The 15435-nt window shown below is 70.7% G+C and carries 14 protein-coding genes; 5 read left to right on the forward strand and 9 right to left on the reverse strand.

Going from position 1 to position 15435, the window contains the following annotated elements:
• Positions 1-6 precede the first annotated feature (6 nt).
• The 3 genes from EL493_RS15605 to EL493_RS15615 are packed head-to-tail and all read right to left on the reverse strand — an operon-like array spanning position 7 to position 2110.
• Entirely contained in the window at positions 7-597 is a 591-nt protein-coding gene (locus EL493_RS15605; RefSeq protein ID WP_019046561.1) for a dihydrofolate reductase family protein, read from the reverse strand.
• Entirely contained in the window at positions 594-1400 is an 807-nt protein-coding gene (locus EL493_RS15610; protein WP_019046562.1) for a metalloregulator ArsR/SmtB family transcription factor, read from the reverse strand. The genes EL493_RS15605 and EL493_RS15610 overlap by 4 nt, the downstream gene beginning before the upstream one ends.
• 56 nt (positions 1401-1456) lie before the next feature.
• Positions 1457-2110 carry a TetR/AcrR family transcriptional regulator gene (locus EL493_RS15615; RefSeq protein WP_019046563.1) on the reverse strand — a complete coding sequence of 218 codons (654 nt, stop codon included), beginning with the start codon at positions 2108-2110 and terminating at the stop codon, positions 1457-1459.
• Positions 2111-2213: 103 nt separating this feature from the next.
• On the opposite strand from EL493_RS15615, the gene EL493_RS15620 reads away from it, so the two are divergent.
• From EL493_RS15620 to EL493_RS15640, 5 genes are all read left to right on the forward strand, one after another.
• Entirely contained in the window at positions 2214-3050 is an 837-nt protein-coding gene (locus tag EL493_RS15620) for an SDR family NAD(P)-dependent oxidoreductase (protein WP_019046564.1), read from the forward strand.
• A gap of 27 nt (positions 3051-3077) precedes the next feature.
• Positions 3078-4001: a hypothetical protein gene (locus tag EL493_RS15625; protein ID WP_019046565.1), complete on the forward strand. Its 924-nt coding sequence runs from the start codon at positions 3078-3080 to the stop codon at positions 3999-4001.
• Positions 3998-4555, forward strand: a complete 558-nt coding sequence (locus EL493_RS15630; protein ID WP_019046566.1) for an NAD(P)/FAD-dependent oxidoreductase — start codon at positions 3998-4000, stop codon at positions 4553-4555. Before EL493_RS15625 ends, EL493_RS15630 begins: the two co-directional genes overlap by 4 nt.
• Positions 4552-6036, forward strand: a complete 1485-nt coding sequence (locus tag EL493_RS15635) for a flavin-containing monooxygenase (RefSeq protein ID WP_019046567.1) — start codon at positions 4552-4554, stop codon at positions 6034-6036. Before EL493_RS15630 ends, EL493_RS15635 begins: the two co-directional genes overlap by 4 nt.
• A gap of 70 nt (positions 6037-6106) precedes the next feature.
• Positions 6107-6829, forward strand: coding sequence for an HAD family hydrolase (locus EL493_RS15640; protein ID WP_019046568.1), 723 nt, complete (start codon positions 6107-6109; stop codon positions 6827-6829).
• Here the strand turns inward: EL493_RS15640 and EL493_RS15645 are convergent.
• Genes EL493_RS15645 through EL493_RS15670 form a run of 6 tightly spaced genes read right to left on the reverse strand, consistent with a single transcriptional unit; the run spans position 6794 to position 14798 of the window.
• Complete coding sequence (locus EL493_RS15645; protein WP_019046569.1) at positions 6794-8911, reverse strand: MMPL family transporter; 2118 nt, start codon at positions 8909-8911, stop codon at positions 6794-6796. The two genes, EL493_RS15640 and EL493_RS15645, sit on opposite strands and share 36 nt — an antisense overlap.
• Complete coding sequence (locus EL493_RS15650) at positions 8908-10113, reverse strand: hypothetical protein (protein ID WP_019046570.1); 1206 nt, start codon at positions 10111-10113, stop codon at positions 8908-8910. Before EL493_RS15650 ends, EL493_RS15645 begins: the two co-directional genes overlap by 4 nt.
• Before the next feature lie 26 nt (positions 10114-10139).
• Positions 10140-11183: an NAD-dependent epimerase/dehydratase family protein gene (locus EL493_RS15655; RefSeq protein ID WP_019046571.1), complete on the reverse strand. Its 1044-nt coding sequence runs from the start codon at positions 11181-11183 to the stop codon at positions 10140-10142.
• A complete protein-coding gene (locus EL493_RS15660; RefSeq protein ID WP_019046572.1) occupies positions 11180-12841 on the reverse strand; it encodes a fatty acid CoA ligase family protein in 1662 nt (553 codons plus the stop codon). Before EL493_RS15660 ends, EL493_RS15655 begins: the two co-directional genes overlap by 4 nt.
• The gene (locus EL493_RS15665) at positions 12838-13740 is read right to left on the reverse strand and encodes a beta-ketoacyl-[acyl-carrier-protein] synthase family protein (protein WP_019046573.1); all 903 of its coding nucleotides are present in this window, start codon (positions 13738-13740) and stop codon (positions 12838-12840) included. The genes EL493_RS15660 and EL493_RS15665 overlap by 4 nt, the downstream gene beginning before the upstream one ends.
• 8 nt (positions 13741-13748) lie before the next feature.
• Positions 13749-14798 (reverse strand): 3-oxoacyl-ACP synthase III family protein, encoded by a 1050-nt coding sequence (locus tag EL493_RS15670; protein WP_019046574.1) that lies wholly within the window; start codon positions 14796-14798, stop codon positions 13749-13751.
• Positions 14799-15435 lie beyond the last annotated feature (637 nt).

Genomic DNA, 15435 nt, shown 5'->3' on the forward strand with positions numbered 1-15435 from the left:
GTCGGGTCAGCGGGCGCGGTCGTAGACCAGCGCGATCTCGCCCAGCTCGCCGACCTCGTTCCGGGTGACGGTCCAGCGGGTGCCGGGCAGTCCGTCGTCGAACAGGCGTGCGCCGCCGCCCGCGATCTCCGGGCAGATCAGCAGGTAGAGGCGGTCGACGAGGTCCGCGGCGAGCAGATCCTTGATGACACTGGGGCTGGTGTTGACGAGGATCTCGCCGCCGTCGGTGGCGCGCAGGTCGGCGACGACCTCGGCGGCGGGCGCGTCGACGACGCGCGTGCGTTCCCACGGTGCCTCGGTGAGCGTGGTCGACAGCACCACCTTGTCGACGTCGGTCAGCCAGCGCGCGTAGCCGCGGTCGCGCGGGTCGGCGCTCTCGTCGGCGGCGACCGACGGCCAATAGCCGAGGAACCCTTCGGCATTGCGTCGGCCGAGTACCGCGGTGGTCGCGTTCTCCCAGATGCGGGTGAGGTGGTCGCGCGCCACCTTGGTGGTCGCGTAGCGGACGATCGCGCCCGCGTCGGTAGGTCCGCCGGGACCGTGGTAGCGCCCGTCGAGGGTAAGAGCGATATTGGCGGTGACGAGGCGTGCGGTCATGAGCGGGAAATCCCTTCGGTGATGGCGGCGAGGTTGTCGAGCACCTGTCCCCAGCCGGTGCCGATCCCCGCGATATAGGGGACGGCCTCGACCGCGGTGTCGGTGATGGTGAGGGTGAGTCGCAGGCGGGTGCCGTCGGCGACGATGTCGAGAGCCAGGTCGTAGCGGCCGGTGAACGACACCGCGCCGTCCGCGTCGAGCACCGACAGGTCGAACGCGAGGTGCTCGGGTTCCGTTGCGGCGCGGACGGTTCCGGCCGAGTGGTAGTGCCGCCCCTCCGGATCGCGATAGTCGAGCACCGCTCGGCCGCCGGGCACCGGTTCGAGACCGCAGTCGGTGATGGTCATGGACGGCGGAGCCAGCCAGCTGCCGAGCAGATCGGCGTCGACCCAGTGCCGCCAGACGATCTCGCGTGCCGCCGCCAGGGTCCGCTCGAATTCGAACCTGCGGCCGTCGGCCCATCGGTTCTGTTCCGCCATCGCAGATTCCGCTTCGATGGCGGCCCGGTAGCGCTCGACCACATCGCGCTCGTCCGCGTTCGCCGCCGCTGCGTCGATCAGTCGGCGTAGGTGTCGTTCCAGTTGGGTCAGCGGCGCGGTCTCGAGCGCGTAGACGCGACGCTGGCCGAGCGGGAACACCGTCACCAGACCGGCTTTGGCCAGGGTCTGCAGATGCTTGGTGGTCTGCGGTTGCCGCAATCCGGTCAGCTCGGCCAGTTCGCCGACCGAGCGTGGTCGCTCGGCGAGCAACTCCACGATGCGCCACCGGGCGTGATCCCCGAGCGCCGACGCGACCTCTTCCATGACCAGAAGAATTCCACGAATGGAATATTCATGTCAAGGAATATTTGTGAGCGTGCTCAGGGCTCGCCGATGACTTCCGGGGGGAGGAATGTGGCGCCGAGCTGGGCGGCGACGGCGCTGGTGTGGTCGACGATGCGGTCCGCGGTGACGTCGAGGACGCCGGTGCGCCAGGCCGAGAGCAGTTCGATGAAGCCGCCGATGCCGATCAGGGTGCTCATCCGGATGGTGGTCTCGTCCACGCCGGGGCGCAGGTAGGGGCGGGCGGCGGCGATGAGCAGGTCGGTGGCGTCGGTGAGCATGGTCTTGCGCCGTTGCTCCAGCACGGCGCTACCGGCGTGGTCGGCGAGCAGGATGCGGGCGCGGCCACGCGGGTCGGCCTGCAACGCCACGGCGTGGGCGATGGTGGCCCGCATGATCTCGAGCGGGGCGCGGTCGGCGTGCTCGGCGATCACCGTGGCCAGGTCGACGAACACTTCGGCGCAGACTTCGTCCCACACCGCGGTCAGCAGGTCGTCGCGGTCGCTGAAGTGCTCGTAGAAGTAGCGGTCGTTGAGCGAGGTGCGCTGGCAGACGCCGCGCATGGTCACCGCGGCCCAGCCGTTGTCGATCCAGATCTCGAGCGCGGCGTCGACGAGGCTCTCGCGGCGCTGCGCTCTGCGCTGATCGGCGGTGAGTCCGCCCCAGGTCCGGGCCGGTGCGCGCACATCCATGGTTGACAAAGTACTCCGCCGCGAGCCTAATTGGTGTCAGGTGCGGCCAATGGTGGCAGATGCCACCAATTCGAGCCTCGCCGGGTCGACCCCGGGAGTTGCCATGCGACTGTTTCCCTTCGGCGGACATCGCCGGACCACGAACGCCGATGCCGTGGTGACCGGCGCGGGCAGCGGCATCGGCCGCGCGTTCGCGCTGGAACTGGGCAGGCGCGGCGGCCGCGTCGTGTGTTCCGACATCGATCCCGATCGCGCCGACGAGACCGCCGCGCTGGTCGAGGCCGCGGGCGGCAAGGCGACCGGGACAATCTGCGACGTGACCGCGATCGACGAGGTGACTCGGCTGGCCACGACCGCGCGGGACTGGTTCGGCGGGTCACCCACCGTCGTGGTCAACAACGCGGGCATCGGCGCGGGTGGGCCGGTGGTCGGCGAGTTCGCCCTCGACGACTGGCACCGCACGCTCAGGGTGAACCTGTGGGGCGTGATCCACGGCTGTCACGTCTTCGCGCCGATCCTGCGGGAAGCCGGTCGCGGCGCCCTGGTCAACGTCGCCTCGGCGGCCGCCTTCGGCGCGGCGCCACGGATGGCGGCCTACAACGTCAGCAAGGCGGGCGTGCTCGCGCTCTCGGAGACCATCGCGGCCGAGCTGGCCGGCACCGGCGTCGGCGTCACGGTGCTGTGCCCGACCGGGGTGAAAACCAATATCCTGCAGGCCGATGCGCCCCTGGACGACACGGCCGAACGGCTCGGCGGCCTGCTGTTGCGCTGGACCGGCCGCGCGCCCGCCGGGATCGCCCGCGCCACCCTCGACGCCGTGGATCGCGGTGAGCTGTACGTGGTTCCGCAGCTCGAGGCCAAAGTGCTGTGGCAGGCCAAACGATGGATGCCTGCCACCTACACCCGTTCGGCGGGCCTGCTGGAGCGGGTCGTGCGCTGATCCGTTCACACCGAAGGAGATCGAACAATGACGTTCGCCTATCCCGACATGCTCGCCACGGTGCGCGCCCGCCAGTGGGCGCTGGCCGACATCGACTGGGACGCACCGGGCGCCGACACCATCACCGACGAGCAACGGCCCCGGCTGGCCACCTTCATGGCGGATCTGGTGTGGATCGAACACGTCGGCGCCCGCGGCTTCGCCGCCCTGGTCCACCAGGCGCCACCGGGCCCACTGCGCGAGATCTACCGGTACTTCCACGCCGAGGAGCAGAAGCATGCCAATGCCGAACTCGCGCTGATGCGGCGCTGGGGCATGCTCGACGACGACGCGATGCCGGTGCCCAACAAGAACATCCGCCTCGTGATCAGCTGGCTCGACCGCTACGCCGACCAGCTGACGCTGCCGGTGCTGGGCACGGTGATCCCGTCGCTGGAGACCGCGCTGGACGGCGCCCTGGTGAAATTCCTGCTCGACGAGGTCGAGGACCCGGTGTGCCACGAGGTGTTCCGGCACATCAACAGCGACGAGTCCCGCCACCTGGCCGTCGGTTTCCAGGTGCTCGAGCAGCTCGGCGCGGGCCCGCTGCGCCGGATGGCCATCGAGACGGCCGGATTCGCGGTGCGCCCGTCGTTCGTGCTCGGGGCGCTGCTCTACGCGCCACTGCTGTCGCGGATGTCGACCAACATCATCGCCCTCGGGCTCGACGAGGAGAAGCTGTGGCAGGCGGTGCGCCGCTACGAGAACGTCGGCGAGCGCAGTCCGGCGATCCGGCGGATCCCGCTGTATCACGTGGTGAAGATGCACGGGAAGGCCACGATCCACCGGCGTCAGCCGTTCCAGCTGCTGGCCGACGTGTCCAACGCCTGCATCGACCGTTTTCCGGTGCGGGTGCTGGGGCGCAGGCCGTCCTGGTCGGACGAGCTCACCTATGAACCGGTGGCGAAATGAGCACCGGCTTCGCGGGCCGGGAGGTGCGCTACGCGGAATTCCGGCCGCGCCGCGAGTTCACCGGGCTGCGGGTGGCGATCGTCGGCAGCGGGGCCGCGGCGGCGCGGCTGCTGCCCGGCATCGCCGCCGAGGCCGCCCGGGTGACGGTGTTCCAGACCGACGCGGTGTGGATCCTGCCGCGCGGTCCGGTGCCCACGGCGACGCTGCGCCGGCTGCCGCAACGGCTGGTGCGATCGGCCGCGCTGCTCAATCTCCGTGTCCAGGTGCGGGATTCGTGGTTGCGGCACCGCCTCACCCCTGACGCGTCCGCCGGTGTCGCGGTGCACGGCAGCTACTACCGGACGTTGCGCCTGCCGCACTGCACCCTGGTGACCTGGCCGATCGCGCGACTGGTGCCCGCCGGCATCCGTACGGTCGACGGCATCGAGCACCGGGTCGACGTCATCGTCCACGCCGAAGACGCCACCCGCGTCGTCCGCACGGTCGGCAGGCGCGGCCACACCCGTCCGGCCCCCGCCGCCTTCACCGCGTCCAGGATCGAGGAGATCGCATGACCAGCACCGGAATCGACCACGAGATCGTCATCGTCGGGGCCGGGTTCTCCGGCATCGGCGCGGCGATCGCGCTGCGCCAGGCCGGGTTCGACGACTTCCTGATCGTCGACGAAGCCGACGGCGTCGGCGGGACCTGGCACTGGAACACCTATCCCGGTGTCGCCGTGGACATCCCGTCCTTCAGCTACCAGTTCTCCTTCGAGCAGCGCACCGACTGGTCGCGGGTGTACGCGCCGGGCCGCGAGCTCAAGGCCTACGCCGAATCCTGCGTGGACAAATACGAACTGCGCCCACGCATCCGGTTCGGCGTGACGGTGCTGGGCGCCGACTTCGACGAGCGGGGCAGGCACTGGGTGCTGCGCACCGGTGACGGCGGCACCATCACCGCACGCTTCGTGATCAGCGCGACCGGCGTACTGACCCGGCCGAAACTGCCCGACATCGCCGGTATCGAGGACTTCGCCGGCCTCACCATGCACACCTCCCGCTGGGATCACGACCAGGACCTGCGGGGCAAGCGGGTCGCGATCATCGGCACCGGTGCCTCGGCGGTCCAGGTGATCCCCGAGATCGCACCGGATGTCGCGCACCTGACGGTGTTCCAGCGCACGCCGATCTGGTGTCTGCCCCGGCCCGATCTGCCCCTGCCGCTCGCGGCGCGGGTGGCGTTGAAGGTCCCCGGCGGGCGGACGCTGACCCGGCTGGTCAGCCAGACCTACGTCGAGTTCACCTTCCCGCTGGCCGCCCACTATCACCGATCCCTGCCGACCGCGGCCATCGGCGAACGCGCGGGCCTGGCCCATCTGCGCCGCCAGGTGAAGGACCCGGCGGTGCGCGCCGCGCTGACCCCGAACTACGCGCTGGGCTGCAAACGGCCCAGCTTCTCCAACGACTACCTGGCGACCTTCAACCGCTCCAACGTGACACTGGAGACCGCCGCCATCGCCGAGGTCACCGCCACCGGCGTGCGCACCGCGGCGGGTGTCGAGCATCACGCCGACGTGCTGATCCTGGCGACGGGCTTCAAGGTGATGGAGTCGGGCAATATGCCGACCTACGACCTGCACGGGGTCGGCGGCCGCGATCTGGAGACCTGGTGGGACGAGAACCGGCTGCAGGCCTACGAAGGCGTGAGCGTCCCCGGCTTCCCGAACTTCTTCTCCATCATCGGCCCCTACGGCTACAACGGCGCCTCCTACTTCACCCTGATCGAGAACCAGACCCGGCACATCCTGCGCTGCCTGCGCCACGCCCGCGACACCGACGCCGACCGCATCGAGGTGAGCGAATCGGCCAACGACCGCTACTTCCGGGAGATGCTCGCCCGCCGTGGTGGACAGGTGTTCTGGCAGGACAGCTGCGCCACCGCCAACAGCTACTACTTCGACAAACACGGTGACGTCCCGCTGCGCCCTGCCTCCACCCTCGAAGCCGCCTGGCGCAGTGGGCATTTCGCCCTGAGCGACTACGTGTTCGGCTGAGCCGCGACGCCGCCCGCTCCCGTCCTGGCATCCGTGTGCGATGCTCGGACGGAGCAGGCAGGAGGTACGCATGGGGATTCGTGGTGTGCTGTTCGATGTCGACGACACCCTGTTCGACTACTCCGCGTCCGAGGCGACCGGGCTGCTGGCCCAGCTGCGGGCCGACGGTGACCTCGGCCGGTTCAGCGAGCCCGCGGCGGCGGTCGCGCTGTGGCGCGACATCACCGCGACCGAGTACCACCGGTTCGTCACCGGGGAACTGTCGTTCACCGAGCAGCAGCAGTCCCGGGCCCGCCGGTTCGTGGCCCATCTGCGGGGGATCGAGCCGGCAGCGGTCATCGCGCCTGACGCGGCGACCTGGTTCGCCGGATACACCGCGCACCGCCGGGCCGCCTGGGCGGCCTTCCCCGACGCCGAGCCGGTGCTGCGGAAGCTGGCCGCGGGGTACCGGCTCGGCATCGTGTCGAACTCGGCGATCCCGCCGCAGCGCGGCAAGCTCGAAGCGGTCGGCCTGCTGTCCTATTTCGGCGAGGTGTTCATCTGCAGCGAGGAACACGGTGCCGCCAAGCCGGATCCGAGCATCTTCCTCGCCGGGTGTGCCGGGCTGGGGCTCGCGCCGCACGAAGTCGCCTACGTGGGCGACAACTACGACCTGGACGCCCTCGGCGCGGCCGGCGCCGGGCTGCGGTCGTGCTGGCTCGACCGGGCGAACACGCGGGACCGCCGCGACATCCGCGGCGGCATCCACGTCATCGGCTCACTCGACGAGCTGCCCGACCTTCTCTCGCGGTGACGGCGCCGGGCCGGTCCGCGCCCGGAAGGGCAGCCACCAGTTCGCGGGTCCCATCAGCTGCACCACGGCGGGCACCAGCAGCATTCGCACCAGCGTCGCGTCCAGCACCAGGGCCACGATCATGCCGAGGCCGAGGAACCGCATGGGCGTCAGCGGGGAGAGCGCGAACGCGCCGGTGACGACCACCAGCAGGACCGCCGCGGCGGTGATGACCCGGGCTGTGCGCACCGTTCCGAGGCGCACGGCGGTGGCGGTGTCGGCACCGGCGCGATGGGCCTCGGCCATCCGCGAGAGCAGGAACACCTCGTAGTCGGTGGACAGGCCGAACACGACCGCGATGATCAGCACCAGCATGCCGGCCGGGATCGGACCGGCCGTGATCCCCAGCGGACCCGCCAGGAACCCGTGGTAGAAGACGACGGTCATGATCCCGAAGGTCGCCGCCAGACTCAGGAAGGCCAGCACAACGGCCTTGAGCGGCAACATGATCGAGCGGAACGCCACGGTCAGCAGCACCATGGTCGCCAGCACCATCACCGCGATCATGAGCGGCATCCGCCCGACCGTCGAGTCCACCGTGTCGACGGTCGCCGCGGTGTCTCCACCGACGGTGACCACCGTCGACGCGGGCGGTTCGAGCGCCCGGATGGCGTGCACGGCCGCGGTCGCGTCGGCACTGCGGTCGGCGGCGGTCAGGAACACGTGCACGACGACGATGTCGTCGGTCCGCCCGATCTGCACCGCGTCCCGCACCCCCGGCACTCCGTCGACGCCGTCGAGGATGTCCTCGATCGCGGCGGCCGAGGGTGGGGTTCCGTCCAGCCCGCGCAGGAGCACGGTCGCGCCGCTGGCCGCGGCGGGGAAGTTCGCGGTGAGTTCGTCGGCGGTGCGGCGCATCTCGCTGTCGGGCGGCAGGGCGCGCTGGTCGATGTCGCCGAGCGCGATGCCGGTGACCGGTGCGGCCAGGACCAGCAACACGGCACCGACCGCCACCGCGACGACACCGGGGCGCCGCTGCACCGCCTCGACCACCCGCGTCCAGAAGCGCTCGCCCCGGTCCGCGGACGACTTCGTGCGGCCGATACGCGCACCGAACAGCGTGAGCAGGGCGGGCAGCACGGTCAGCGACAGGGCGGCGGCCAGCGCCACCGCGGCGACCGAACCGATGCCGAGTGAGCGCAGCACCGCCTGCGGGAAGACGAACGTGCCGGCGAAGGCGCACATCAGCAGCACCGCCGACACCGCCACGGTGCGTCCGGCGGTGGCGTAGGTGCGCTCGACGGCCCGGCCGATATCGCCGTGGCGCGCGTACTCCTCGCGGAACCGGGTGACCAGGAACAGCCCGTAGTCGATGGCCATGCCGAGCCCGAGCAGCGAGGCGATGTTCACCGCGAAGGTGGTCACCTCGGTCATCTCGGTGAGCAGCCGGACCACGCCCAGCGACGCGGCCACCGCCATCCCGCCGACCAGCACGGGCAGCGCTCCGGCGAGCAGTCCGCCGAACACCAGCACCAGCAGCACCAGGGTCACCGGCAGCGAAATCGACTCGGCCACCACGAGATCCCGCTGCGACCGGGTGACGATCTCGGCGTTGAGGGCGCTGTAGCCGGACAGCCGGGTCTCGACGCCGGGCACCCGCAGCGCGTCGGCGATCGCGGGATAGGCGGCGATGCGCGCGGTCTCGTCGCCCGCGGTGAACACCACCGCCACGGCCTGGCGCCGATCGGCCGACACCAGGTAGTTCCGCAGCGGGATCACGCTGTTCCAGTAGCTCTGCACCGGCCGGGCCAGCAGCGCGGGATCGATCCGGTCCACGGCCGCCGCCACCTGCGGCGCGATCTCGTCGATCGTGCGCCCCTCCGGCGCGGTGTAGAGCGCCACCACATCCGGGCTCTGCGGGCCGAAGTGCTCGGTGACCGTGCGATCGACCAGCGCCGATTCGCTGCCGGGGTCGGCGAAACCGCCCGCGCTGAGGCGCCCGGCGACATCGGCGCCGAACACGGCGCACAGCGCCACGAACACCCCGGCGACCGCGAGGACCGCGCGCGGGCGCGCGAGCACGAGGCGAGCGAGCACCGTCATCGCCGGGAATCCGCCGAATTCTCTTCGGCCGGTACCGATTCCAGCAGGTCGGTGATCCGGTCCAGCAGCGCCTCCAGCCGGGCTTCGATGCCGTCACCGTTGCGGGCCGAGACCGTCAGGTGGGTGTGGCCGTCGAATTCGGTGAGGCCGAACAGCAGCGGCATGGCGACACTGTGCTGGGGCAGGACGTACAGCCCCGTCGGCCGGAAACCGGGTACCGCCAGTTCGTCGGCGGTGAACCGGCCCATATGCGACACGGTGGCCGAGGCCAGGTTCCGGCCGAAGCGGGCCCCGAGCCAGTTCGTGGTGTGCAGGACACCGCGATTGACCGGATCGGGCACCAGGGTGATCTTGGTGTTGGCCAGCTGGTTCAGCTCGCGCCGTTCCCGCAGACCGGTCTTGATCCGCTCCTTGACCGCGGTCCAGTCCGTTCCCGGTGCGAGATCGAGGAACAGCGGCAGCGCGAGATTGGCGGTCGAGCGCAGCGCCGGATCGTGCCTGCGCAGGTCCACCGGCATCATGATGCGCGAGGTGCCCGGCGTCTCCGCGGCCAGCAGCGCGCACACCCGGGCCAGCGCGCCCGGCCCGGCCGCCGCGATCCGCCGGTGCCGCATCAGGTGCCTGGCCTCGCCGCGGCGCTGCCTGCCGCGCCCGACCGCGCTGCGATAGCGCGGGACCATCGCGGCCGGACGGCCGGGCGCGCCGATCCGCGCCACGAGTTCCTGATCGGCGATCGGATCCGGCTGCGGGACCGGATCCTCGCCGCGCAGCGCCCGCAGTACATTGGTGGCCCACAGCACCATGCCCATGCCGTCCATCACGCCGTGGAACACCCGGAAGACGAGCGTCACCGGGTCGCCGGTGAGCAGCAGCACCTCGACGGTGGTGTCCGGGGTCGGCCCGATCGGGCTGGTCAGCACCGGATCCAGCTCGAGCGCCGGCCCCTGCGGTGTGTGGCCCAGCGCCACCCGGACGGCGGGCGCGGTGCCGCTGTCGATCCAGTCCGCGCCCCGGCGCACCAGCCGCGCGCCCGGTGTCACGGCCGCGGCCGTGGTGACCGCGCGACGCAGCCGTTCGGGGTCGATCTCGCCGTCGCCGGGGATAACCAGCTGCATGAGGAACGGCGGCGCCAGCTCGCGCATGGGGAAGTACATGCGCTCGGTCGTCGTGATGGGACGGCGAAAGGTGCTGCTGCCGTGCATGATTGCCTCCGGGAGGTCGAGGATGGTCAGCGCAGGTGCCGGGTCAGTGTCTCGACACCGCCCACCCCGTCGAGCCAGCCGAGGAACTCGGCCAGGCCGGTGTCGCGATCGGTGACCGGGGTGTAGCCGAGATCGCGCCGGGCCGCGCCGGTGTCATAGGTGGCGGTGCGGGTCATCAGGGCCACCGCGTAGCGCGACAGCGGCGGTGACCAGCGGTCGGCCACGGCCGGGATGCGCCACACCGTCTCCAGGACCGCGACCGCCGCCGCGACGACCCGCGGATTCGGCCGCCGGGTCGGCGGCTCGTAGCCGAGGCGGGTCGCGACCGCACCGAGAAATCCCCACACATCGGTCTTCTCGGCATCGGCGACGAAGTAGGCCCGGCCCCCTGGCGTGTCCGCGGTGACGGCCAGCCGGCACGCGTGCACGATGTTGTCCACGTGACACAGCGACGCCTCCACCGTGCGGCCCCCGGACAGATCCGGCAGCGAGCCCGCCGCCGTCCGCCCGAGCAGCCGCACGATCGGCCCCGACCGGTCACCCGCACCCCAGATCGCCCGTGGCCGCAGCGCCACCGTGGTGAATCCGGGGGCGTTCGCGGCCAGGACCGCGCGTTCGGCGGCGGCCTTGGTCTCGGAATAGAAGTTGAGATAGCGGCGCGGGTAGGGCAGCGACTCGTCGACGTCGCGCTGGTCGCCGCCGTCGCGGTCCATCAGCGCGCTGGGACTGGAGACGAACACGAACCGCGACGCGCCGCCGCGGCGGGCCGCCGCCAGCAGCAGTTCGGTGGCCCGCACGTTCTCCGCCCAGAACCGCGCCCTGGTGCCGCGCTCGTCGACCCGGGCGGCGCTGTGGATCACCACGTCGACGCCGGTGGCGGCGCGCTCGAGCGACGCGCCGTCGGTGAGGTCGCCGTGCACGACCGTCACCTGGTCCAGGGCCGGGCCGAGGTCGTCGAGCACACTGGTGGGCCGCACCAGAATCGACACGTCGTGGGTGCCGTCGGCGACCAGCGCGCGCACGAGCGCGCCGCCGAGGAAACCGGACGCGCCGGTGACGAGGATCTTCATCGGCGGGTCTCCAGATTCTTCGCCGCCCAGCGGGCGAGCTCCTCACGCCCGATCTTGGCGTTGTGCCGGATGTCGACGGGGAAACGCGGATGCGCCAGGAACGCGGCGATCGGCGCGACCGTCGCGAATTCGGTCGCCTTGGTACGCACCCGGGTCAGCACCGCGGACTCGTCGGCCCCCGGCTCCAGCTCGACGCACAGCACCGGCCGTTGCGCACCGGCCGCGCCGACCCCGACGAGCGCGGTGCGCGCCACCCCGGCGACGGTGTTGAACACCTGCTCCACCTGCACCGTGAACATCGGTCCGCGCGCGGTGGTGACCCGCTGGCTCTTGCGGCCGCAGAACCAGATCCGGCCCTGCTCGTCGATCCAGCCCAGATCGCCGGTGCGATGCCAGACGCGGTCACCCTCGCGGATCTTGCCCGCCGCGTTCGCCGCCGCCGGCCAGTAGTACCGGGTGCTCACATTCGGTCCGGCGACGACGATCTCGCCCACCGCACGATCGCCGGTGGGCGTGGTCGCGCCGGCCCAGTCCGGTATCGGGTCGTCGGTGATACCGACCAGCCGCACCTCGACGCGGTCGGCCGGCCTGCCGATGCAGGTGCCGTCGCCGCGGCGGGCCCGATCGACGAGACCGTCCAGCAGTTCCCTGGATTCGATCGTCGACATGGGCAGCGCCTCGGTGGACCCGTAGCCGGCGTAGACCCGCGCGTCGGGCCGCAGCACCTCGCGCAGCCCGGCCACACACCAGTCCGGGACCGGCGCGCCACCGGAGAAGATCTCCGCCAGCGTGGCGAGCGGGGCCGGATGCGCGCGCAGGTGCTCGAGCAGCGGGATCAGCAGGGCGGGGGAGGCGAACAGGGTACGGACGCCGAACCGTTCGATCGCGTCGACCACGTGCGCCGGATCGGTGGACCCCACCTTGCTCGGAATGAGCGGCGGGAGCACACATCGCGACCCGAGCAGCAGGTCGAGCACGCCCACCAGCGGCAGGGTGATCAGCGACGCCTCCGGCGCGGTGCCACCACGCGCGGCGTGCACCTGCTCGACCATGGCCGCGAGATTGCCGTGGGTGAGTTCCACCGCCTTCGCCGGACCCGTACTGCCGGTGGTGAATCCGATGATCAGCACGTCGTCGGACGCGGCGGGCTCCCGCGGCGGCAGCGCCCCGGCCGGGGTGCGGCCCCAGCCGGCCAGGGTGGGGCCGCCCCAGAACCAGCGGCGGCCCACCGTGAGCGTGGTGCGCACGCCACGGAAGCTGCGCGCGAACAGCACCCGCAGCGCGTGCGCCTGCGGGATACCGATGAACGCCTCCGCCTCGACCGCGCGCAGGCAGTGCACCATGCGGCGCACGCCCATCCCGGGGTCGATCACCACCGGTACCGCGCCGATCTTCAACAGCGCGAACAGGATCGCGTACAGCTCCGGACTCGGCAGCACCAGCACGATGGTGCGGGTGCCGCTGCCGACGCCGGACTCGGTGAGCCGCTGGGCGATCGCGTCGGACCAGTCGTCGAGTTCGCGATAGGTGATCCGGCGGTAGTCCGGCAGCCCGGCCTGGGTCTGCCCGTCGGGGTAGATCACCGCGGGCCGGTCCGGTTCCGCGGCGGCGAGCCGCCGGAACTCGTCGACGGTCCGCCAGTAGGTCGCCGTCGTCACGCGGTGCGCTCCGGCAGGCGGTAGACGGCGGCGCCCGCGGACGGACCAGCGCCCGCGGCCACGAACAGCACCCGGGTGTAGCCGGTCAGCGTCTGCTCGGCGAGCGCGCGGTCGTAGGCCAGCGGCAGCGCGGCGGTGTGCGGATCACCGTCGGTCAGGTCCGGGGTGCGGATGGCATCCTGGGGGAGTCCGAGGGCATCGGCGAGCTTCTTGGGGAAATGCGGTGTCGGGGTGGAGGCGATCAGGGCCGTGCCCGCCGGGTCGGCGCCCGCCTCGTCCAGGGCCGCGCGGGCGGCGTCGATCGCCACCGTCAGGATCCGGTCCTCGAAATCGTCGTCGCGTTCCACCGTCATCAGCGAGCGGCCGATCGTGCCCATGGTCGCGGTGTCGACATAGGCCGCCTCGGCCGGGCTGCCGGTGGACCGCGCCAGGTGCACCGGGCCGAAGCCCTCGGGACCCTCGTCCCTGGTCAGCAGCAGGGCGGCACCGGAGGTGGCGAAGGGGAACTCGGCGTCGGCCGTGGCGCGGGTCAGCGAGGGATGGGTGTCGCCGGCGACCACCAGCACGTACTCGGTGCCGCGGGTGGTCAGCACCGACCCCGCCACCTGCACGGCGTTGAGCACGCCGACCGCGCCGTTCATCAGGTCGAACGAGAAGGTCCGCCGGTCGTCCTTCGTGTAGTCGAGCCCGATCCCGGCCGCCTTCTGGATCAGCGCCGACACCGCGGGCTCCACGGTGTTGGAATCGCGGAAGATCCCGGTGTTGATCAGCACGCCCACCTGGTCGGGCCGGATCCCGGCCCGCTGCACGCACTGCCGGGCCGCCAGGCCGCTGTGCTCGACGACGCTGTGGGTGCCGGCCGCCGCGCCGGTGCCGGTTGCTTGGATACGCACGCCCATGACGAACCTCAGACCTTCAGCGAAGAGATGGTGGTGGACAGGAAGCCGGCGACCACACCGGAGGCCGCGGGCACCATGAGCAACTTCGACCCCGCGGCGATGTTGTCCTCGGTGAGCTGGTCGTGCAGCACGATGAAATGCGAAGTCGTCGAAGTATTTCCGTATTTTTCGATCACATTGAGATCCGGCGGGATCGGCGCGCCGAACTCGCGGGCAGCCACTCCGTTGATGTACGGCACGGCGGCCGCGCCGAACTGGTGGTGGATGATGTAGTCGAAATTCTCGTCGGCGAAACTGCGCCCGCGCTCGGCCAGGAAATCACCCTGGGCGTCCGGCCACAGCAGGAAACGCGCCTCGTTGTGCATCTTGCGGTTGTCGGTGTACAGCGCGACACCGGCGGACTTGTCACTGGGCATGCCCAGGCACAGGTGCGAATGCTCGGCGGCGGTGAACAATTCGACGTAATGGATCATGTCGGCCTCGTCGACCGCCTGGTCGAGCACCACCGCGCAGCCCGAGTCGCCCACCGACAGCGACGCGAACTGCAGGTCGTACTTCTCCGAGATCTCGTTCACCGCGGTGTCGGCGATCGGGGTGATCGACTCACCGCTGACCACCATGCCGTTGCGCACCACTCCGGACCGGATCATCCGGTCGAGCAGGTAGGTGCCGGTGAGCATGCCCGCGCAGGCATTGGACACGTCGAAGGTGATCGCGGCGTCGGCGCCGAGGGCCTGGGCGATCGTCGAGGCGAAGGAGGGCTCCATGTACATGCGGGTGCCCTGATTGCTGCGCGTGATCGAACAGGAGATGATCACGTCCAATTCCCCCGCGGCGTAGCGGGACCGGCTCAGGCAGTCCTGGGCGGCCGCCATGGCCAGCGCGAAGGAATCCCGCAGGCCGTCCGGTCCGGTGTCGCGGACCCGGCGCTCCTTGATCCCGGTGATCTTCTCCAGATCGAACGAGGGCGGTACTTTCAGACGCGAAATCAATTCCGCGGTCGAGACGATATTCGACGGAAGATATGCGCCGATCGATTCGAAACGTGAATGCAACACGTGAACTCCTCCAAGGTCTGTCCGTACGCCTGGGATGTTTTGCCGACCGTCGGTGCGCAGGACATTACCCGAGAGAAACCCCTCGGCCGGAAGCGATCCGAGGCGTCACCGGGCGTTCACCCGGCACCGGAACGGGGCGGTCAGTCCGGAAATTCATGCGACTCGGCTATCGTGAGAAAACTGCTGACAAGCACTGAAGATGCCGTGCTTTACGGTGTACGGCCAACTTTCGGCAATCGGCTCCGGCTCGTTTTTCCGAGGTTTCCGACTCGGGTCGCCGAGGGTTCGGAGTGAGGGACCTCACGAAATTGTCGACGCCGGAATGTGTGTCCCACGCCGCATCCTTTGTCTCGCAAACAAAACCGGCGCCACCGGATTTGTCACCCGAGGAAAAGCCGCGACCGGCCGGGGGAGCCGGGCCGTCGGCGGTCTCGTCCCCGATCCCTTGGGATCCGCCCGTCCGGGGCCCGCGTCCGGCGGTGTCCGGTTTCCGCCGAAGTGGTTGTGCCTTCGCAAGATTCGACGGGCACCAACCCTGGACCAACCTTGCGCACCGATAGTGTCTGGCGAACCGATACCCCCCGAGATCTTGCAAGGAGAACACCTCATGGCGAACCACGCCGGGGCAGGACACCGC

It is taken from the genome of Nocardia asteroides, assembly GCF_900637185.1.
GTDB classification, from domain to species: Bacteria; Actinomycetota; Actinomycetes; order Mycobacteriales; family Mycobacteriaceae; genus Nocardia; species Nocardia asteroides.